A 19,847-nucleotide genomic window follows, 5' to 3' on the forward strand; every position below is an offset into this window, starting at 1 on the left:
AGCGTTAATCCTGGCTAAAAAAGGCAGAAAAGAGAAGGGGAGAGCGGACGAAGGCGAGCTTCATCCGCTTTAACCGCAGAAATCGTTAAATTTTGAGGGTGTTTAATAGCGCCTGATGCGCGCCGAATTGTGCGATTTGTTGCCAGGCTTGTTCGATGGCCTGCACAAAATGCGGGTTATCTGGCAGATCATCACCGAAAATTTCACGCAGGGAAAGCAGGGCGGTTACGCGTTGTTCACTGCTGCTGACCGCAACAAGTTCACGAATTTTATCGCTAAGCGGATCGCGAACATCAATGGCATTTCCGGCATCATCAACGCCGCTGACGTAACGCATCCAGCCTGCAACGCCTAATGCCAGCAACGACCAGTCCGTTTCGCGCCCCAGATGTATGCGAATACCTGCCAACATGCGTTGCGGTAATTTCTGGCTGCCATCCATCGCGATTTGCCAGGTCTTATGTTTCAGTGCCGGATTAGCAAAACGTGCAATTAACTTATCCGCATATTGTGTTAAATCGACATCTTTAATCCGCAGTGTCGGCGCTTGCTCATCCAGCATTAATGTTCTGGCAGCATGGCGAAATGCGCGATCCTGCATGCAATCACTGATATGGGCGAATCCTGAGAGGTAACCCAGATAAGCGAGAAAAGAGTGGCTGCCATTAAGCATCCGCAGTTTCATCTCTTCCCATGGCAGGACATCATTCACCATTTGTACACCTGCGACTTCCCAGGCAGGACGCCCAGCGACGAAGTTATCTTCAACCACCCACTGGATAAACGGTTCGCAGCTAATCGCGCAGGGATCATTCACCCCCAGATGCTGGCTGATTTCCGCCAGTGATTCGTTTGTTGCAGCCGGAACAATGCGGTCGACCATAGTTCCCGGAAAACTGACGTGTTCTTTTATCCACCCGGCGAGTTCTGGCGAACGTTTTTCTGCCATTCCCAGCACCGCGTTTTTCACCACATGGCCATTGTCGGGAATATTGTCGCAGGAGAGCACGGTAAACGGTGTAAGGCCGCGCTCACGGCGGCGTTTCAGTGCTTCGACGAGAATACCTGGCGCGGAGTGAGGTTCTTCAGGGTTTTGTAGATCGTGAATAATACGCGGATTGCTGGTGTCGAGTGCACCGGTGGCCGGGTCAATACAATAGCCTTTTTCGGTAATCGTCAGGGAAACAATTGCCACCTGTGGCTCGCAAAATTTCTCAATAATTGCCGCTAAGGAATCCAGTTTTGCATTCAGACATTCGTGAACGGCACCGACAATTATCGCCTGATTGCCGTCCGCACCTTTCTCCAGCACGGTATATAAATGGTTCTGTGCGCGGAGTTGGCTCATCAGTTGATCGCCGCTGAACAAGCTGATTTCACAGATCCCCCAGTCGCCGCCCTGGGCATTCAGCACACGATCGGTCAGTAATGCCTGATGTGCGCGGTGAAAGGCTCCAAAGCCAAAATGAACGATACGTGATTGCAACTGCTGTCGATCGTAGCGTGGAGCGTGTACATGATGCGGGAGCGTAACGGAGGCGATTGTATTCATAGGAGTCACGTCTTAGTAACGATTAATTAACAATGACAGTGTAAAGTTATATGACAGCAATTGAAATTGGTCTGGATTGTTAATGCGATGAAGTGTGAGGGCGATCAATCAACGAGTGAAAATTGCGGGCGTAAGGTGTTCAGGAAGCGCAAAATAGAAGATTGGTATAATAAATTAAAAAAGGGACAGCCTGAGCTATCCCTTTTCTGCATGCGGCTGAAGTTAGTCAGCACGACCCATATAACGGCGTTCTTCGATATGGATACGAATTTTTTCGCCCGGGCTTAAGTATTCTGGTACCTGAATCACCAGACCAGTGCTCAATGTCGCCGGTTTGTTACGGGCGCTGGCAGATGCCCCTTTGATACCTGGTGCAGTTTCAACGATTTCCAGATCAACGGTCTGCGGCAGCTCAAGCGCCAGCAATTGACCGTCCCAGGTCAGCACCTGCATGTCCGGCATGCCGCCCTCAGGCATAAACAGCAACTCTTCTTCAATCTGATCTTTGGTGAAGGTATACGGGGTATAGTCTTCTTTATCCATAAAGACATATTCGTTGCCATCGACATAGGAGAAGTCAACGTAACGGCGGGTCAGCGTCACGGTGTCAACGATATCATCACCTTTGAAACGCTCTTCTACTTTCAGCCCGGTACGGACATCAGAAAAACGCATTTTGTACAGCGTAGCGGCACCGCGGGCAGTGGGCGACTGAATATCAATGTCCTTAACCAGCAGCAGTTTGCCGTTGTAATTCAGTACCATACCTTTTTTAATTTCGTTCGCTCTTGGCATCGAAAAATTCCTGTAGTCGAAAATGTCAAAAATATCGCGACAAAGTACTCGCGACGGGCCTTTCGGGCAAGTGGTATTCGCACTTTTGCTGGTGCAAAAAAGGTGGTACTGTGCGCGCTCATCAATCCGGTGGTTAACCTTAAGAGAACAACGTATGGAATGCCGTCCGGGTTGCGGGGCGTGTTGCACTGCCCCTTCAATTTCCAGCCCTATTCCCGGTATGCCAGATGGCAAGCCCGCCAATACGCCCTGCATTCAGCTTGATGAACAGCAACGCTGTAAAATTTTCACCTCGCCACTGCGACCGAAAGTCTGTGCAGGCTTACAAGCCAGCGCTGAAATGTGCGGCAACTCGCGTCAGCAGGCAATGACCTGGCTTATCGATCTGGAAATGCTGACCGCGCCTTAAACATCTTTAATTCGCAGTAAGCAAAACAGAGTAGCGATAATCATCACCATCGCAAACCAGAACACAGCGTGATAATTCCAGATCTCGGCGACGATGCCCGCCACTGATCCTGCGATGATCCAGCCCACGCGCGACGTGTTGGTATAGAGCGTGGTGGCTGAACCTGCCTGACCGGGCATCAAATCCTGAAAATAGAGCATCCCGATGCCGCCCAGAATGCCAATAAAAATAGCATTTAGCAGCTGCAAGCCCAACAGAATGACAGGTGAATGCGCCATCAGCATTCCTGCGTAAAAACAGACGCCACCCACGGCAGCAACGCGCATTAAGAAGCGCTTACCCAGACGTTTGGCAAAATATCCGGCGATCAACATGGTCGGGATTTCCAGCCCGGCGGCGGTCCCCATCATCACACCGGCCAGTTTCTCGGGAAGATGCAGTTCGTTGATAATAAATAGCGGCATGTTGATGATGTACAGGCTGTTCGAGCCCCACATCAATGTACAAATGACAAACAGCAGCAACGTATCGCGACGGTTACGGCGCGGCGCTTCAACCGTGCCGGTCGCCAGCGGAAGCTCTTTTTGCATCGACGGCAAAAACAGCCACACCATCACGCCGCAAACAATAAACGCTACCGCTGCGCTCAGATACATTACCGTAAAGCTGAAACCCATCGCTAAGGCATAAGCCAGCGGTGGGCCAATGACCCATGCCAGTGAAACCTGAGCGCGTAAAAAAGAGCTGAACATCACCGCCTCACGTCCGGTTTTGTCAGCATGTTCACGGGCAAGGGCAAACATTTGCGGGTTAGCGGTTGAGCCAAAGCTGCTAAGAAAGACGCCAACGAATAGCAAAACAAAGTAGTTGCGATTCCAGGCAAAAAGGGTGCAGGCCAGCACGCCTAACAGGCAGCAAAAGACAATCAGCGATTTGCGATCGCCGCGCTTATCAGAGCGCCCGGCGAGAAACTGACTCACCAGAATCCCAATGACTGCGCTGCCGGTAAAGAAGAATCCCACCATCGCCGGACGGGCATGTACTTCATCAGTAAGAAAAATACTGAGTGTCGGGGTTTGCAGAGCGCCCGCAATACCGGTGAGAAAGGCAACGATTAAAAACGCCGTCGAGGTCAGGTCAAACGATTTCGCGCTGGTGACTGCGGGGGAGTTATGCATGCTGGTCGATCACTGGAAGAGGAAGACGCGGAGTTTACGCTGCTTGTCAGAAAATAAACAGACAGCGAAATCAAAAGCGCCACGAATAATCAAAATGCCATTTCACTGTTGCTGATTGGCTGCTGACGCTGCTGAAATGAAATTGCTGATAACGGATTTTCCCATCAGCAATTAGGAAAAATGACAAAAAATTGTGCAGCACATCAAACTTTTGCTCATAACTTTACGGCTTTCCTTGCGTGCTGAAACAAAAGTATTATGCTTTCTTGAAACGTTTCAGCGCGATCTTGTCTTTAACCCTAAGCCAGGTTGGCGCTTTTTTTCTCATAGAAGCTGAATCGTTTCAATTCAGCAAGAGAGGAGAACTATGTTCCAGTTATCCGTACAGGACATCCATCCGGGCGAAAAGGCCGGAGACAAAGAAGAGGCGATTCGCCAGGTCGCTGCGGCGCTGGTGCAGGCCGGTAATGTAGCTGAAGGCTACGTCAATGGCATGCTGGCGCGCGAACAGCAAACCTCAACGTTCCTCGGCAATGGTATTGCTATTCCACACGGCACTACCGACACCCGCGATCAGGTGCTGAAAACCGGCGTTCAGGTATTTCAGTTCCCGGAAGGCGTCACCTGGGGTGACGGCCAGGTAGCGTACGTGGCGATCGGTATTGCTGCCAGCTCGGATGAACATCTGGGCCTGCTACGCCAGCTGACCCACGTACTGAGCGATGATTCCGTTGCTGAACAACTGAAGTCAGCAACAACAGCAGAAGAACTTCGCGCATTGCTGATGGGCGAAAAGCAGAGTGAGCAGCTGAAGCTCGACAACGAAATGCTGACGCTGGATATCGTCGCCAGCGATCTGCTGACTCTTCAGGCGCTGAACGCTGCGCGTCTGAAAGAAGCGGGGGCAGTTGACGCCACTTTCGTCACCAAAGCCATCAATGAACAACCGCTGAACCTCGGGCAGGGTATCTGGCTGAGCGATAGCGCCGAAGGCAATCTGCGTAGCGCGATTGCGGTAAGCCGTGCGGCAAATGCTTTTGATGTGGACGGCGAAACGGCAGCCATGCTGGTGAGTGTGGCGATGAATGACGATCAGCCCATCGCGGTTCTTAAGCGTCTCGCTGATTTGTTGCTCGATAATAAAGCTGACCGCTTGCTGAAAGCGGATGCGGCAACGTTGCTGGCGCTGCTGACCAGCGATGATGCGCCGACCGACGACGTGTTAAGCGCGGAGTTTGTGGTGCGCAATGAACACGGCCTGCATGCTCGTCCAGGTACCATGCTGGTCAATACCATTAAACAATTTAACAGTGATATTACCGTGACAAACCTTGATGGCACCGGCAAACCGGCAAACGGACGTAGTCTGATGAAAGTTGTGGCACTTGGCGTTAAGAAAGGTCATCGCCTACGCTTTACCGCCCAGGGTGCAGATGCTGAACAGGCGCTGAAAGCCATTGGCGACGCTATCGCTGCTGGTCTTGGGGAGGGCGCATAATGAGTAGACGTGTTGCTACGATCACCCTTAATCCGGCTTATGACCTTGTTGGTTTCTGCCCGGAAATTGAACGCGGCGAAGTGAACCTGGTGAAAACCACCGGTCTGCATGCGGCGGGTAAAGGCATCAACGTGGCCAAAGTATTAAAAGACCTGGGAATTGATGTCACCGTTGGCGGCTTCCTGGGTAAAGACAATCAGGATGGTTTTCAGCAACTGTTCAGCGAGCTGGGCATTGCCAACCGTTTCCAGGTTGTACAGGGGCGCACCCGAATTAACGTTAAGCTGACGGAAAAAGACGGCGAAGTGACCGACTTCAACTTCTCGGGTTTTGAAGTCACCCCCGCCGACTGGGAACGCTTTGTGACTGATTCTCTGAGCTGGCTCGGTCAGTTCGATATGGTCTGTGTCAGCGGAAGCTTACCGTCAGGCGTCAGCCCGGAAGCGTTCACCGACTGGATGACTCGCCTGCGTAGTCAGTGTCCTTGCATTATCTTTGATAGTAGCCGTGAAGCGTTAGTAGCAGGTTTGAAAGCGGCACCGTGGCTGGTGAAACCTAACCGCCGCGAGTTGGAAATCTGGGCAGGCCGTAAACTGCCTGAAATGAAAGATGTGATTGAAGCTGCACATGCGCTACGTGAACAAGGTATTGCGCATGTTGTTATTTCACTGGGTGCCGAAGGCGCGCTTTGGGTTAATGCCTCCGGCGAATGGATCGCCAAACCACCGTCAGTCGATGTCGTAAGCACCGTTGGCGCAGGGGATTCTATGGTTGGTGGCCTGATTTATGGCTTGCTGATGCGTGAATCCAGTGAACACACACTGCGTCTGGCGACAGCTGTTGCAGCCCTGGCGGTAAGTCAAAGCAATGTGGGTATTACCGATCGTCCGCAGTTGGCCGCAATGATGGCGCGCGTCGACTTACAACCTTTTAACTGACAGCAGGAGAGGCATAATGAAAACGCTGCTGATTATTGACGCTAATCTCGGTCAGGCACGCGCCTATATGGCGAAGACCCTGCTGGGCGCGGCGGCGCGAAAAGCAAAACTGGAAATCATCGACAATCCGAACGAAGCAGAAATGGCGATTGTTCTCGGTGATTCCATCCCGAATGACAGCGCGCTGAACGGTAAAAATGTCTGGCTGGGCGATATTTCCCGGGCAGTTGCGCACCCTGAGTTGTTCCTGAGTGAAGCCAAAGGCCATGCGAAACCTTACACTGCGCCGGTCGCTGCGACAGCACCGGTTGCCGCCAGCGGTCCGAAACGCGTAGTTGCGGTGACTGCTTGCCCGACTGGCGTAGCACACACCTTTATGGCGGCTGAATCCATTGAAACCGAAGCGAAAAAACGTGGCTGGTGGGTGAAAGTTGAAACCCGTGGTTCTGTCGGCGCGGGTAATGCAATCACCCCTGAAGAAGTCGCAGCAGCGGATCTGGTGATTGTGGCGGCAGATATCGAAGTGGATCTGGCGAAATTTGCTGGTAAACCGATGTATCGCACCTCTACCGGTCTGGCGCTGAAGAAAACTGCGCAGGAACTGGATAAAGCGGTTGCTGAAGCAACGCCGTATGAACCAGCGGGCAAAGCTCAAACAGCGACCACTGAAGGTAAGAAAGAGAGTGCAGGCGCTTACCGTCACTTGCTGACGGGCGTCTCTTACATGCTGCCGATGGTTGTTGCAGGTGGTCTGTGTATCGCGCTTTCTTTTGCTTTTGGTATCGAAGCGTTTAAAGAGCCGGGTACGTTGGCAGCGGCGCTGATGCAGATTGGTGGTGGTTCAGCCTTTGCGCTGATGGTGCCGGTACTGGCAGGTTATATTGCCTTCTCCATTGCCGATCGTCCGGGTCTCACGCCGGGTCTGATTGGCGGTATGCTGGCGGTTAGCACCGGTTCTGGCTTCATTGGTGGTATTATTGCGGGCTTCCTGGCGGGTTACATTGCGAAGTTAATCAGTACGCAACTGAAACTGCCACAGAGTATGGAGGCACTGAAACCGATCCTGATCATTCCGCTAATTTCCAGTCTGGTGGTCGGTCTGGCGATGATTTACCTGATCGGTAAACCGGTTGCTGGCATTCTCGATGGGTTGACTCACTGGCTGCAGACCATGGGGACTGCGAATGCTGTTCTGCTGGGGGCGATCCTCGGTGGCATGATGTGTACTGACATGGGCGGTCCGGTAAACAAAGCAGCGTACGCATTCGGTGTGGGTCTGCTGAGTACTCAAACCTATGGCCCGATGGCGGCGATTATGGCGGCAGGTATGGTGCCACCGCTGGCAATGGGTCTGGCAACAATGGTGGCGCGTCGCAAATTCGACAAAGCGCAGCAGGAAGGTGGCAAAGCCGCTCTGGTACTTGGTCTGTGCTTTATTTCGGAAGGTGCAATTCCGTTTGCTGCTCGTGATCCGATGCGTGTGCTACCGTGCTGTATCGTTGGTGGGGCGCTGACTGGCGCAATCTCAATGGCGATTGGTGCAAAACTGATGGCACCACACGGTGGTCTGTTTGTTCTGCTGATCCCTGGCGCTATTACGCCGGTATTGGGTTACCTGGTAGCAATTATTGCCGGTACGCTGGTGGCGGGTTTGGCCTATGCCTTCCTCAAACGCCCGGAAACACAAATAGTAGAAAAAAACGCATAATTTCTCTTCATCATCGGGGCTGAGACATCTCTGCCCCGATGATGACAAACGCAAAATTGCCTGATGCGCTATGCTTATCAGACCTACATGAACCCTGCAATATATTGAATTTTTGCGCTTTTGTAGGTCGGATAAGGCGTTTACGCCACATCCAGGATGAACAAAGCGCGCGTTGTCAACAATCTGGAGGGCAGAAATATCTCTGCCCTTTTTCTTGCCTGCCATATTGTGTGTTACACATCACAACTTTCTCTTTTGTTGCTGCATAAATAGACAAACTTTGTGACCGCCTTCATATCTGGCCGATTTCGTTTTTTCTGATCGATTTACATTACGTTAAACATGTTTATTATGAACATGTGTTTAAATCTGAACACGTGCTCTAATAGTCTTATTGACTGTAATGACTATTTTACCCAATTTCTTCGTTGGCAATTTATTGCCAGGGGGCGTGCTATGCGCGAAAAGGACTACATAGTAATTATTGGCTCGGCGAATATTGATGTGGCTGGGTATTCACATCATCCATTGAATTATGCGGATTCGAATCCCGGAAAAATTAAATTTACCCCAGGTGGCGTGGGAAGGAATATCGCTCATAATCTGGCGTTACTGGGGAAAAATGCCTGGCTTTTAAGTGCAGTAGGTGGTGATTTTTATGGGCAATCATTACTGGCGCAAACTAATCAATCCGGTGTTTATGTCGATAAATGCTTAATTGTTCCGGGTGAGAATACATCCAGCTATTTATCACTGCTCGATAATACAGGAGAAATGCTTGTCGCGATAAATGATATGAGTATTAGTGACTGTATTTCTGCAGAATTTCTTGCCCAGCATCAGGAGTTTATTCGCGGTGCAAAGGTTATTGTTGCGGATTGCAACCTTAGTGAAGAGGCGCTGGTCTGGGTTCTGGAAAATAGCGGGGAAACGCCTGTATTTATTGATCCGGTATCGGCATGGAAATGCGTCAAAATCCGCGATCATCTGAGCAAAATCCATACGTTAAAACCTAACCGTCTTGAAGCCGAAACGTTGAGCGGAATTGCACTTTCCGGACGTGAAGATGTCGCAAAGGTCGCCGCCTGGTTTCATCAACACGGCCTGAACCGCCTGGTGCTGAGCATGGGAGGGGATGGCGTTTACTACAGTGATATCAACGGTGAAAGTGGGTGGTCGGCCCCTATTAAAACGAATGTCATCAATGTTACTGGGGCAGGCGACGCCATGATGGCGGGGCTGGCCTCCTGTTGGGTAGACGGTATGCCGTTTATCGATTCTGTTCGATTTGCGCAGGGATGTTCGTCAATGGCACTTGCCTGTGAATATACCAACAACCCTGAATTATCAATTGCCAATGTTACATCGTTAGTGGAGAACACAGAATGTCTGAATTAACTCTGTCCCCTGAATTATTACAAATATCCGCTGAAGTACAGGATGCTTTAAAAAATAAAAAACCGGTTGTTGCGCTGGAATCGACCATAATTTCTCACGGAATGCCATTCCCACAAAATGCCCAAACCGCAATTGAAGTAGAAGAAACAATTCGTAAACAGGGCGCAGTACCAGCCACTATCGCCATTATTGGCGGTGTGATGAAAGTGGGCTTAAGTAAAGAAGAAATCGAATTGCTGGGCCGTGAAGGACATAACGTGACGAAAGTTAGTCGTCGTGATTTACCTTTTGTCGTTGCTGCAGGGAAAAATGGCGCGACTACCGTTGCATCAACCATGATTATTGCAGCACTGGCTGGGATTAAAGTTTTTGCAACCGGAGGTATTGGTGGTGTGCATCGCGGAGCGGAACATACCTTCGATATTTCTGCCGATTTACAGGAACTGGCAAATACCAATGTCACTGTTGTTTGTGCGGGGGCAAAATCTATTCTCGATTTAGGATTAACAACAGAATATTTAGAAACCTTTGGTGTACCGTTAATTGGTTATCAGACAAAAGCGCTGCCTGCGTTTTTCTGCCGAACCAGCCCATTTGAAGTCAGCATTCGTCTCGACAGTGCCCGCGAAATTGCTCGCGCGATGGCAGTGAAGTGGCAAACCGGTTTGAACGGCGGCCTGGTGGTAGCGAACCCGATCCCGGAACAGTTTGCGATGCCAGAAGAAACCATCAATGCAGCAATTGATCAAGCCGTTGCTGAAGCCGAAGAACAGGGTGTTATTGGGAAAGAGAGTACACCGTTCCTGCTGGCGCGTGTTGCGGAGCTAACCGGCGGTGATAGCCTGAAATCCAATATTCAACTGGTCTTTAATAACGCCATTCTGGCGAGCGAAATTGCCAAAGAATATCAGCGTCTCGTGGGTTAATTTCTGGTGGGCAGAAAGCCGTCGCCCGTACTCATCAAGCATACCAAAACCTGGCGCTGACGCCGGGTTTACTGGCATGAAGGGAAAATCATTATGGATATAATGAGAAGTGTTGTGGGGATGGTGGTGTTACTGGCAATAGCATTTCTGTTGTCGGTAAATAAAAAGAGCATCAGTTTGCGCACGGTTGGAGCCGCGTTGCTGCTACAAATCGCCATTGGCGGAATCATGCTCTATTTTCCACCAGGAAAATGGGCGGTAGAGCAGGCGGCATTAGGCGTCCATAAAGTGATGTCCTACAGTGACGCAGGAAGTGCCTTTATTTTTGGTTCGCTGGTCGGTCCCAAAATGGATGTTCTGTTTGACGGTGCGGGCTTTATCTTCGCCTTTCGCGTACTCCCGGCGATTATTTTCGTTACCGCGCTTATCAGCTTGCTGTACTACATTGGCGTAATGGGGCTGCTGATCCGCATTCTTGGCAGTATTTTTCAGAAAGCCCTCAACATCAGCAAAATCGAATCTTTTGTCGCAGTCACCACTATTTTCCTCGGGCAAAATGAGATCCCGGCGATCGTTAAACCTTTTATTGATCGCATGAATCGCAACGAGCTATTTACGGCTATTTGTAGCGGCATGGCGTCTATTGCGGGTTCGATGATGATTGGCTATGCCGGAATGGGCGTGCCGATTGACTATTTGTTAGCCGCTTCGCTGATGGCTATTCCTGGCGGTATCCTGTTTGCACGTATTCTTAGTCCGGCGACGGAACCTTCGCAAGTTACGTTTGAAAATCTGTCGTTTAGCGAAACACCGCCAAAAAGCATTATTGAAGCTGCGGCGAACGGTGCAATGACCGGGCTGAAAATCGCCGCCGGTGTGGCGACGGTGGTAATGGCATTTGTGGCGATCATTGCGCTGATCAACGGCATTATTGGTGGAGTTGGCGGCTGGTTTGGTTTTGCCAATGTCTCTCTGGAAAGCATTTTCGGCTATGTGCTGGCCCCGTTGGCATGGATTATGGGGGTGGACTGGAGTGATGCAAATCTTGCCGGAAGTTTGATTGGGCAGAAACTGGCGATTAACGAATTTGTCGCTTACCTGAGTTTTTCGCCATATCTGCAAACGGGCGGCACGCTGGAAGTGAAAACCGTGGCGATCATCTCCTTTGCGCTGTGTGGTTTTGCTAACTTTGGTTCTATCGGTGTTGTCGTTGGAGCGTTTTCGGCTATTTCGCCAAAACGCGCGCCGGAAATCGCCCAGCTTGGTTTACGGGCGCTGACGGCGGCGACGCTTTCCAACCTGATGAGCGCGACCATTGCCGGGTTCTTTATTGGTTTAGCTTGAGTTTCATTGCCGGATGTACGCCTTATTAAGCGTTGCATCCGGCAATCGCACTATTGCCAATAATTTTTACTGCATCATCCCGGAGAATTTATTCTCCGGGTCCATCTCCAGCGCCAGTCCTGACAACTGCTTTCTGTTTTTAATGAGATACCCTTTCTTGCTTTTAATTAATAAACCGTCATTAATGAATTGCGCAAGAACATATAAAAGATGTCGATAAGAAACGCCTAAATACTCTGCCGCTTGCGTATGCTTTTCGTGATAAAGATCACCTTCCTGCGAGAGTAATATAAAAGCTGCCAGGCGATTCACTAACGGAAATGATTGATTCTGAGTTAAAGAAACAATATTACGATAATTTTTATGACTTAAGGTGACGCAGAGTTTTCGTAAAAATAGCGTGTCGTTTAATAACAACGGGCGGTAATGCTTCATAGGGAGCGCAAGACACCAACACTCTTCAATAGCCTGCACTGCACGCGGTTCATGGTCTTTGTCGATTAACTCAATCTCGCCAATAAAACAGGGCGCGGCAAAGAAATCGATCAGCGACACGCGACCATTAGCAAGCGTGACGTAAAGCCTGGCGCGGCCTCGCGTCAGGTAAAACAGCCAGGACGGCTGTTGCCCTTCCTGCACAATGTAGTCACGCGCTAAAAAATGAAACAGCCGCGTATCGGCTGAAACATCCGTTGAAAAGCAATCCTTAAACGCAGATTCACTCATCAATTGCTGCTTAAGATCATTATTGTGGATTTCTTTCACGATGTTTATCCGCTATGAGATTTCTCATATTTAGCATACGTACGCTGTTGTTAAGATTCAATCATCGGCCAGGTCGAATTTTCTTTGCTGTAGAAACAATAACGCAACTGGAAACAGAGGAAATAAACAATGGAAAAGAGAAAAATTATTCTGGATTGTGATCCGGGTCATGATGATGCTATTGCTATAATGATGGCGGCGAAACATCCGGCGATTGATTTATTAGGTATCACCATTGTAGCGGGTAATCAAACCCTCGATAAAACATTAATTAATGGCCTGAATGTTTGCCAGAAACTGGAGATTAATGTTCCGGTTTATGCGGGGATGCCGCAGCCCATTATGCGTCAACAAATTGTTGCCGATAATATTCACGGTGAAACCGGACTGGATGGCCCGGTATTCGAGCCGCTGACCCGCCAGGCAGAAAACACTCATGCGGTGAAATATATCATCGATACCCTTATGGCAAGCGATGGCGATATCACTCTGGTGCCGGTTGGTCCGTTGTCAAACATCGCGGTGGCAATGCGTATGCAACCCGCGATCCTGCCGAAAATCCGTGAAATTGTTCTGATGGGCGGTGCTTATGGTACTGGCAACTTCACCCCATCTGCTGAGTTCAACATCTTTGCTGACCCGGAGGCCGCACGCGTGGTGTTCACCTCCGGCGTTCCATTAGTGATGATGGGCCTCGATCTTACCAACCAGACCGTTTGCACCCCGGATGTGATTGCTCGGATGGAAAGGGCTGGCGGCCCTGCCGGAGAGCTGTTCAGCGACATCATGAACTTCACTCTCAAAACGCAGTTCGAAAACTACGGCCTGGCTGGCGGCCCGGTGCACGACGCCACCTGCATCGGTTATTTGATTAACCCTGATGGCATTAAAACCCAGGAAATGTACGTCGAAGTGGACGTTAACAGTGGCCCTTGCTATGGGCGTACCGTCTGCGACGAGCTGGGTGTTCTTGGCAAGCCCGCCAATACCAAAGTCGGCATCACTATTGATACCGACTGGTTCTGGGGATTAGTCGAAGAGTGCGTACGCGGCTACATAAAAACCCATTAAGTGTTGATAACAAGCCGGGTCAGTATCGCAAGATGCAGGCCCGGCTATTTATGATGGGCAGAGAGCCGTCGCCCAAAATGACATGAAGAGATAATAACTATGGATGTCATGAGAAGTGTTCTGGGAATGGTGGTATTACTGGCTATTGCGTTTTTGCTGTCAGTAACCTGATGAGTGCTACTATTGCAGGATTCTTTATTGGTTTAGCGTAGTGCGCAATTTATGAGCCGGATAAGATGCGGTCAAGCGTCGAATCCGGCAACATTGTTACACCATTGGCACTAATGAAAGCGCGTTATCGGCAGACAGGGTAGGGTTGTTTAAGCTGCCGCTGGCGCGTGAAATTGCCGCGCAGGCCATCGCAAAACGGGCGCTGTCGCGGAAACTGTATCCTTCAAGAAAGCTATATACCAGGCCCGCCATAAAACCATCGTCAGCACCAAAACTGTCTACTGTCGTATGCGCTGGCGCGGTCAGCAAAAATTGTTCTCCATCCTTATCGCTGCAAAATACAGATTCATCTTTCAGATAAACAAAAATGCGTTTAACACCTTGTTGATGCAGCGAATTTACAGCTCTGATGCGATCGTTGTCGTCTTTAATCGGTTGCCCCCACAAAATTTCCAGTTCATTTTGTGTTGGTTTCAGAGTGTGGATCCGGCTGTACCAGTTTTTTACTTTGTTCGCTTTAAATTCGGAAACGGTATCGACAAACATCGGAATTTCATCAGCAATGGTAAAGACCCACTCCAGGGCTTCAGGTGTGAGATTACAATCAGCCAGCACCACACCAGCATGGCGAATCAAGTCCCGTGAAGTATTGAGCAGTTGAGGCGTTAGCTGTTGCAGAATATGTGTGTCATTGATTGCCAGGATAGTTTCTTCCTGCTTATTAGCGATAGCGAGATAAGTTGCAGTGCTGTGTCCATGCAGACGAATGCAGTTTGAAACGTTCACGCCCGCGCGGCGCGTTTCTTCCAGTAATGTCTCGCCGTAAAAATCGTTGCCAATAGCTGATATTAAATGCACATCCCGACCAAGCAGAGCCAGGTTATGCGCGATATTACGTCCGACGCCGCCTGCGGAACAGTGAACAGAACCTGGATGAGAGGCTGCTTGCGGGTAACGGATATCCGCCATTCCGCGAATATCCATATTGATTGCACCCACAACCACACAGTAATCCTGCTCGGTAAGGATATATCCTTTGCCTTTAATCAAACCCTTGCGCATCAAATCCATAATATGAGCGGCAACACGTGAGCGGCTGATTTGCAGAATATCGGCGATTTCATTCTGTTGAATCAGCGGGTTACGCCGTAAAATTTTAAGAATCTGCTTTTCCCTGTCGTTCATCGATCAGGCCACCGCTTTTTCAGTTTGTTGCGCTTTCAGCCAAGCGATCTCTTCTGCCCAGATATCCGGGTTGATGGTTTCAAGGATCAGCGGAATGCCGTCGAAACGGTCGTCTTGCATGATCCAGCGGAACGCATCATGACCGATATTGCCTTCGCCGAGGCTATGATGACGGTCAACGCGGCTGCCAAAGGTGCTTTTCGCATCGTTGAGGTGCATCCCGCGCAGATACTTAAAGCCAACAATACGGGCAAAATCAGCGAACGTTTTCTCGCATTCGGCAGGAGTACGCAAATCATACCCGGCAGCGAAAGCATGGCAGGTATCAATGCAGACGCCGACGCGGGATTTATCTTCCACGCCGTCGATAATCGCCGCGAGATGTTCGAATTTAAACCCTAAGTTACTGCCCTGACCGGCGGTGTTTTCAATCACCGCGGTGACACCTTGAGTTTTATCCAGCGCAATGTTGATGGATTCGGCAATACGCGCAAGGCAATCCTCTTCTGAAATCTGCATCAGATGGCTGCCAGGGTGGAAGTTGAGCAAAGAAAGCCCCAGCTGTTCGCAACGCTGCATTTCATCTATAAAGGCATCGCGCGATTTTTCCAGAGCTTCAGCAACCGGATGTCCGAGGTTAATCAGATAACTGTCGTGGGGAAGAATTTGCGCCGATGTGTAGTGATATTTTTCACAGGCGGCTTTGAATTCATCGATGGTTTGCGTCGTGAGCGGTGCGGCACGCCACTGACGTTGGTTTTTGGTGAACAAGGCAAACGCGGTTGCGTCGATTTCGGCGGCGCGAATTGCGGCATTTGCCAGACCGCCAGCAGCACTAACGTGCGCTCCAATGTATTTCATGCGAGGACTCCTGTTAAACCCGCTGGAGGAAAACGGTAATGATAGCGGGTTAACAGGAGCAAGATGTAGTGGTTTATGCGATGACGCTTTGAATCACATAGTTAATCGCACCACCACCAACAATCAGCCAGGCAAACAGTACCAGTGCCATCAGCAGAGGTTTCGCCCCGGCTTTTTTCAGCGCGCTGACGTGAGTGGTCAGACCCAGCGCCGCCATCGCCATTGCCAGCAGGAAGGTATCCAGCGTTACCAGCATGTTCACCACGCTCTGCGGTAACAGGTGGAACGAGTTAAAGATGGCAACGACGATGAACAAGATGGCAAACCACGGAATAGTGATTTTGCTTTTCTCGCCGCTGTTCGCCCCAGACAGCTGTTTAACACGCGCCGCCAGCAGGATGAGGAACGGAGCCAGCATCATCACGCGCAGCATTTTGGAAATAACTGCTGCGTTTTCTGCATCCGGACTGATGGCATGACCTGCCGCCACCACCTGCGCCACTTCGTGCACAGTAGAACCAATGTAGATACCGAAAGTTTCCGGACTAAACCATTGAGACATCAGCGGATATATCGCCGGGTAGAGGAAAATCGCGACGGTCCCGAAGATAACAACGGTTGCAACAGCCACGGTTACTTTACTGGCTTCTGCTTTCACTACCGGCTCAGTCGCCAGTACCGCGGCAGCACCACAGATACTGCTACCGGCACCGATCAACCAGCTGGTGTGCTTATCCAGACCAAACACTTTCTGCCCCAGGAAGCAAGCCAGCAGGAAGGTACTGGACAGCGTCAACACGTCAATGATGATCCCACTGATACCGACATCGGCAATTTGCGAGAACGTCAGACGGAAGCCATAAAGAATGATACCCAGACGTAATAAATATTGCTTGGCAAACAGCACACCACCGTCACAGCTTTTCCAGATGTGCGGGTAAATGGTGTTGCCTAAAACCATCCCCAACAAGATTGCGAGGGTGAGGGCACTAAACCCGGCACCCGCAACCGCGGGAATGGAACCACCCCACAGGGCGACCCCGGTGATAACTGCACTCAGGGCTAACCCCGGAATAAAATGCCACAGTGTACGATGTTGTTTCTGTAAGGTGATATTCGTCATAACCCTCTCCTTTAACCGGGCATAAGGTTACGACTAACTGGTTTAAAAATAAAATTGATTATATATTTATAATTAATCTTTATAAGTGGTAAGCGACTATGCACATCACCCTCCGGCAGTTGGAAGTTTTTGCAGAAGTATTGAAAAGTGGATCAACCACCCAGGCGTCGGTGATGCTGGCGTTGTCGCAATCAGCAGTGAGCGCAGCCTTGACCGACCTGGAAGGGCAGCTTGGCGTTCAACTGTTTGATCGCGTGGGGAAAAGACTGGTTGTTAATGAACACGGGCGGCTGCTCTATCCGCGAGCGTTGGCACTGCTTGAACAGGCGGTTGAAATCGAACAACTGTTTCGCGAAGACAACGGCGCGATTCGTATCTATGCCAGTAGTACCATCGGTAACTACATTCTGCCTGCAGTTATCGCCCGTTATCGCCATGATTATCCGCAGTTGCCGATTGAACTTAGCGTTGGGAATAGCCAGGACGTGATGCAAGCGGTGCTGGATTTCCGCGTTGATATTGGCTTTATTGAAGGACCGTGCCACAGCACTGAAATCATTTCTGAACCGTGGCTGGAAGACGAGCTGGTGGTTTTCGCCGCGCCGACTTCGCCGTTGGCTCGTGGTCCGGTCACCTTAGAACAGCTGGCCGCTGCGCCGTGGATCCTGCGTGAACGCGGTTCCGGCACGCGGGAGATTGTCGATTATCTGTTGCTGTCACATTTACCGAAGTTTGAGATGGCGATGGAATTAGGTAACTCCGAGGCAATCAAACATGCGGTGCGTCATGGGTTGGGAATTAGTTGCCTGTCGCGACGGGTGATTGAAGATCAATTGCAGGCAGGCACATTAAGTGAAGTTGCGGTCCCTCTGCCGCGCCTGATGCGTACGTTGTGGCGTATACATCATCGGCAAAAACACCTTTCCAACGCGCTACGGCGCTTTCTGGACTATTGCGATCCCGCGAATGTACCGCGTTAAGGTGCTGTACAAGAACATGCTGGTGCTGTGTCGATTTCGTGACGCAGCGCCCTCAGCATGCATTCGCCAGAAAAGAGATTGGCTGCTTTACTTATAATCCCTGGGCGATCATGAAGGTGTCTTATAACCGTGTATTTCTGCCGGAAGGATTGCCAATCGTCTGCTACAATCGCGCCTCATTTTTAAGATGGATAGCATTTTTGTATGGGTTCCGAAACTAAAACTACAGAAGCGCCGGGCTTACGCCGTGAATTGAAGGCGCGTCACCTGACGATGATTGCCATTGGCGGTTCCATCGGTACAGGTCTTTTTGTTGCCTCTGGCGCAACGATTTCTCAGGCAGGTCCGGGCGGGGCATTGCTCTCGTATATGCTGATTGGCCTGATGGTTTACTTCCTGATGACCAGTCTCGGTGAACTGGCTGCATATATGCCGGTTTCCGGTTCGTTTGCCACTTACGGTCAGAACTATGTTGAAGAAGGCTTTGGCTTCGCGCTGGGCTGGAACTACTGGTACAACTGGGCGGTGACTATTGCCGTTGACCTGGTTGCAGCACAGCTGGTCATGAGCTGGTGGTTCCCGGATACACCGGGCTGGATCTGGAGTGCGTTGTTCCTCGGCGTTATCTTCCTGTTGAACTACATCTCTGTTCGCGGCTTTGGTGAAGCGGAATACTGGTTCTCACTGATCAAAGTCACGACAGTTATTGTCTTTATCATCGTTGGCGTGCTGATGATTATCGGTATCTTCAAAGGCGCGCAGCCTGCGGGCTGGAGCAACTGGACAATCGGCGAAGCGCCGTTTGCTGGTGGTTTTGCGGCGATGATCGGCGTAGCTATGATTGTCGGCTTCTCTTTCCAGGGAACCGAGCTGATCGGTATTGCTGCAGGCGAGTCCGAAGATCCGGCGAAAAACATTCCACGCGCGGTACGTCAGGTATTCTGGCGAATCCTGTTGTTCTATGTGTTCGCGATCCTGATTATCAGCCTGATTATTCCGTATACCGATCCGAGCCTGCTGCGTAACGATGTTAAAGACATCAGCGTCAGTCCGTTCACCCTGGTGTTCCAGCACGCGGGTCTGCTCTCTGCGGCGGCGGTGATGAACGCAGTTATTCTGACGGCGGTGCTGTCAGCAGGTAACTCCGGTATGTATGCGTCTACTCGTATGCTGTATACCCTGGCGTGTGACGGTAAAGCGCCGCGCATTTTCGCTAAACTGTCGCGTGGTGGCGTGCCGCGTAATGCGCTGTATGCGACGACGGTGATTGCCGGTTTGTGCTTCCTGACCTCCATGTTTGGCAACCAGACGGTATACCTGTGGCTGCTGAACACCTCCGGGATGACGGGTTTTATCGCCTGGCTGGGGATTGCCATTAGCCACTATCGCTTCCGTCGCGGTTACGTATTGCAGGGACACGACATTAACGATCTGCCGTACCGTTCAGGTTTCTTCCCACTGGGGCCGATCTTCGCATTCATTCTGTGTCTGATTATCACTTTGGGCCAGAACTACGAAGCGTTCCTGAAAGATACCATTGACTGGGGCGGCGTAGCGGCAACGTATATTGGTATCCCGCTGTTCCTGATTATTTGGTTCGGCTACAAGCTGATTAAAGGAACTCACTTCGTACGCTACAGCGAAATGAAGTTCCCGCAGAACGATAAGAAATAAGTTTCCTCGCTTCCTTGCTAAGCCCTCTCAACCGAGAGGGCTTTTTCAATTCCATTTCCCTGACAAATCATGCGGATATAAAATTTAACATTTGGATTGATAATTGTTATCGTTTGCATTATCGTTACGCCGCAATCAAAAAAGGCTGACAAATCAGAGGCTGTTCCGGCTTTCTGGGATGATCACCTGCATACAAATAAGTCCACCGCGATGCTGCCGTACGCAAGGGGACGTAAAGAAGATGTGAGCGATACCCATTTTATTTTCGTAG

The 19,847-nt window shown here is 50.4% G+C and carries 17 protein-coding genes and 1 pseudogene; 11 read left to right on the forward strand and 7 right to left on the reverse strand.

Annotation, left to right across the window (positions count from 1 at the left end):
- Positions 1-85: 85 nt before the first annotated feature.
- A complete protein-coding gene (locus tag ACJHYO_RS13990; protein ID WP_001091922.1) occupies positions 86-1,552 on the reverse strand; it encodes a mannitol dehydrogenase family protein in 1,467 nt (488 codons plus the stop codon).
- A gap of 222 nt (positions 1,553-1,774) precedes the next feature.
- Complete coding sequence (yeiP, locus tag ACJHYO_RS13995) at positions 1,775-2,347, reverse strand: elongation factor P-like protein YeiP (protein ID WP_001136827.1); 573 nt, start codon at positions 2,345-2,347, stop codon at positions 1,775-1,777.
- A gap of 154 nt (positions 2,348-2,501) precedes the next feature.
- Between yeiP and ACJHYO_RS14000 the strand changes: the two genes are divergently transcribed.
- The gene (locus ACJHYO_RS14000; RefSeq protein ID WP_000389030.1) at positions 2,502-2,756 is read left to right on the forward strand and encodes a YkgJ family cysteine cluster protein; all 255 of its coding nucleotides are present in this window, start codon (positions 2,502-2,504) and stop codon (positions 2,754-2,756) included.
- On the opposite strand, the gene setB is transcribed toward ACJHYO_RS14000, so the two are convergent.
- Entirely contained in the window at positions 2,753-3,934 is a 1,182-nt protein-coding gene (setB, locus tag ACJHYO_RS14005; protein ID WP_000552001.1) for a sugar efflux transporter SetB, read from the reverse strand. The genes ACJHYO_RS14000 and setB overlap by 4 nt on opposite strands.
- A gap of 367 nt (positions 3,935-4,301) precedes the next feature.
- On the opposite strand from setB, the gene fruB reads away from it, so the two are divergent.
- From fruB to ACJHYO_RS14035, 6 genes are all read left to right on the forward strand, one after another.
- Positions 4,302-5,432 (forward strand): fused PTS fructose transporter subunit IIA/HPr protein, encoded by a 1,131-nt coding sequence (gene fruB, locus ACJHYO_RS14010; protein WP_000487246.1) that lies wholly within the window; start codon positions 4,302-4,304, stop codon positions 5,430-5,432.
- Positions 5,432-6,370, forward strand: a complete 939-nt coding sequence (gene fruK, locus ACJHYO_RS14015) for a 1-phosphofructokinase (RefSeq protein ID WP_000091263.1) — start codon at positions 5,432-5,434, stop codon at positions 6,368-6,370. Before fruB ends, fruK begins: the two co-directional genes overlap by 1 nt.
- A gap of 16 nt (positions 6,371-6,386) precedes the next feature.
- Positions 6,387-8,078 carry a PTS fructose transporter subunit IIBC gene (gene fruA, locus ACJHYO_RS14020; RefSeq protein WP_085455439.1) on the forward strand — a complete coding sequence of 564 codons (1,692 nt, stop codon included), beginning with the start codon at positions 6,387-6,389 and terminating at the stop codon, positions 8,076-8,078.
- A 456-nt stretch (positions 8,079-8,534) separates the two neighbouring features.
- Positions 8,535-9,476 (forward strand): pseudouridine kinase, encoded by a 942-nt coding sequence (locus ACJHYO_RS14025; protein ID WP_001207098.1) that lies wholly within the window; start codon positions 8,535-8,537, stop codon positions 9,474-9,476.
- Positions 9,464-10,402: a pseudouridine-5'-phosphate glycosidase gene (gene psuG / locus ACJHYO_RS14030; RefSeq protein WP_001293148.1), complete on the forward strand. Its 939-nt coding sequence runs from the start codon at positions 9,464-9,466 to the stop codon at positions 10,400-10,402. The genes ACJHYO_RS14025 and psuG overlap by 13 nt, the downstream gene beginning before the upstream one ends.
- 93 nt (positions 10,403-10,495) lie before the next feature.
- The gene (locus tag ACJHYO_RS14035) at positions 10,496-11,746 is read left to right on the forward strand and encodes a NupC/NupG family nucleoside CNT transporter (protein ID WP_024704824.1); all 1,251 of its coding nucleotides are present in this window, start codon (positions 10,496-10,498) and stop codon (positions 11,744-11,746) included.
- A 66-nt stretch (positions 11,747-11,812) separates the two neighbouring features.
- Here ACJHYO_RS14035 and ACJHYO_RS14040 read toward each other — a convergent pair whose 3' ends face one another.
- On the reverse strand, positions 11,813-12,511 hold the full coding sequence (locus ACJHYO_RS14040) for a transcriptional regulator YeiL (protein WP_000658608.1): 699 nt from the start codon (positions 12,509-12,511) through the stop codon (positions 11,813-11,815).
- 129 nt (positions 12,512-12,640) lie between these two features.
- Here ACJHYO_RS14040 and rihB point away from each other — a divergent pair, with 129 nt between their 5' ends.
- Complete coding sequence (rihB, locus tag ACJHYO_RS14045; RefSeq protein ID WP_000415422.1) at positions 12,641-13,582, forward strand: ribosylpyrimidine nucleosidase; 942 nt, start codon at positions 12,641-12,643, stop codon at positions 13,580-13,582.
- Between the two features lie 99 nt (positions 13,583-13,681).
- Positions 13,682-13,747 (forward strand): annotated as a pseudogene (locus ACJHYO_RS14050) (hypothetical protein); the annotation flags it as partial.
- A 102-nt stretch (positions 13,748-13,849) separates the two neighbouring features.
- On the opposite strand, the gene ACJHYO_RS14055 reads toward ACJHYO_RS14050, so the two are convergent.
- The 3 genes from ACJHYO_RS14055 to ACJHYO_RS14065 form a co-directional block, all read right to left on the reverse strand.
- Positions 13,850-14,938 (reverse strand): sugar kinase, encoded by a 1,089-nt coding sequence (locus ACJHYO_RS14055; RefSeq protein WP_000999818.1) that lies wholly within the window; start codon positions 14,936-14,938, stop codon positions 13,850-13,852.
- A 3-nt stretch (positions 14,939-14,941) separates the two neighbouring features.
- Positions 14,942-15,799, reverse strand: a complete 858-nt coding sequence (gene nfo / locus ACJHYO_RS14060; RefSeq protein WP_000873880.1) for a deoxyribonuclease IV — start codon at positions 15,797-15,799, stop codon at positions 14,942-14,944.
- 73 nt (positions 15,800-15,872) lie between these two features.
- On the reverse strand, positions 15,873-16,922 hold the full coding sequence (locus ACJHYO_RS14065) for a YeiH family protein (RefSeq protein ID WP_000182053.1): 1,050 nt from the start codon (positions 16,920-16,922) through the stop codon (positions 15,873-15,875).
- 98 nt (positions 16,923-17,020) lie between these two features.
- On the opposite strand from ACJHYO_RS14065, the gene yieE reads away from it, so the two are divergent.
- Both yieE and lysP read left to right on the forward strand, forming a co-directional pair.
- Positions 17,021-17,902: a DNA-binding transcriptional regulator YeiE gene (gene yieE, locus ACJHYO_RS14070; RefSeq protein WP_000548294.1), complete on the forward strand. Its 882-nt coding sequence runs from the start codon at positions 17,021-17,023 to the stop codon at positions 17,900-17,902.
- A 204-nt stretch (positions 17,903-18,106) separates the two neighbouring features.
- Entirely contained in the window at positions 18,107-19,576 is a 1,470-nt protein-coding gene (lysP, locus tag ACJHYO_RS14075) for a lysine-specific permease (protein ID WP_000534384.1), read from the forward strand.
- Positions 19,577-19,847: the final 271 nt, after the last annotated feature.

It is taken from the genome of Escherichia sp. WS1118 (genome assembly GCF_046487695.1).
In the GTDB taxonomy this organism is placed as follows: Bacteria; Pseudomonadota; Gammaproteobacteria; order Enterobacterales; family Enterobacteriaceae; genus Escherichia; species Escherichia coli.

What these genes read in the sequence shown, in the direction of transcription:
- rihB (WP_000415422.1), top strand. Translation starts at nt 12,641, where the DNA reads ATGGAAAAGAGAAAAATTATTCTGGATTGTGATCCGGGTCATGATGAT.
- ACJHYO_RS13990 (WP_001091922.1), bottom strand. Translation starts at nt 1,552, where the DNA reads ATGAATACAATCGCCTCCGTTACGCTCCCGCATCATGTACACGCTCCA.
- ACJHYO_RS14065 (WP_000182053.1), bottom strand. Translation starts at nt 16,922, where the DNA reads ATGACGAATATCACCTTACAGAAACAACATCGTACACTGTGGCATTTT.
- nfo (WP_000873880.1), bottom strand. Translation starts at nt 15,799, where the DNA reads ATGAAATACATTGGAGCGCACGTTAGTGCTGCTGGCGGTCTGGCAAAT.
- lysP (WP_000534384.1), top strand. Translation starts at nt 18,107, where the DNA reads ATGGGTTCCGAAACTAAAACTACAGAAGCGCCGGGCTTACGCCGTGAA.
- psuG (WP_001293148.1), top strand. Translation starts at nt 9,464, where the DNA reads ATGTCTGAATTAACTCTGTCCCCTGAATTATTACAAATATCCGCTGAA.
- ACJHYO_RS14025 (WP_001207098.1), top strand. Translation starts at nt 8,535, where the DNA reads ATGCGCGAAAAGGACTACATAGTAATTATTGGCTCGGCGAATATTGAT.
- yieE (WP_000548294.1), top strand. Translation starts at nt 17,021, where the DNA reads ATGCACATCACCCTCCGGCAGTTGGAAGTTTTTGCAGAAGTATTGAAA.
- ACJHYO_RS14035 (WP_024704824.1), top strand. Translation starts at nt 10,496, where the DNA reads ATGGATATAATGAGAAGTGTTGTGGGGATGGTGGTGTTACTGGCAATA.
- setB (WP_000552001.1), bottom strand. Translation starts at nt 3,934, where the DNA reads ATGCATAACTCCCCCGCAGTCACCAGCGCGAAATCGTTTGACCTGACC.
- yeiP (WP_001136827.1), bottom strand. Translation starts at nt 2,347, where the DNA reads ATGCCAAGAGCGAACGAAATTAAAAAAGGTATGGTACTGAATTACAAC.
- ACJHYO_RS14000 (WP_000389030.1), top strand. Translation starts at nt 2,502, where the DNA reads ATGGAATGCCGTCCGGGTTGCGGGGCGTGTTGCACTGCCCCTTCAATT.
- fruK (WP_000091263.1), top strand. Translation starts at nt 5,432, where the DNA reads ATGAGTAGACGTGTTGCTACGATCACCCTTAATCCGGCTTATGACCTT.
- ACJHYO_RS14055 (WP_000999818.1), bottom strand. Translation starts at nt 14,938, where the DNA reads ATGAACGACAGGGAAAAGCAGATTCTTAAAATTTTACGGCGTAACCCG.
- fruB (WP_000487246.1), top strand. Translation starts at nt 4,302, where the DNA reads ATGTTCCAGTTATCCGTACAGGACATCCATCCGGGCGAAAAGGCCGGA.
- fruA (WP_085455439.1), top strand. Translation starts at nt 6,387, where the DNA reads ATGAAAACGCTGCTGATTATTGACGCTAATCTCGGTCAGGCACGCGCC.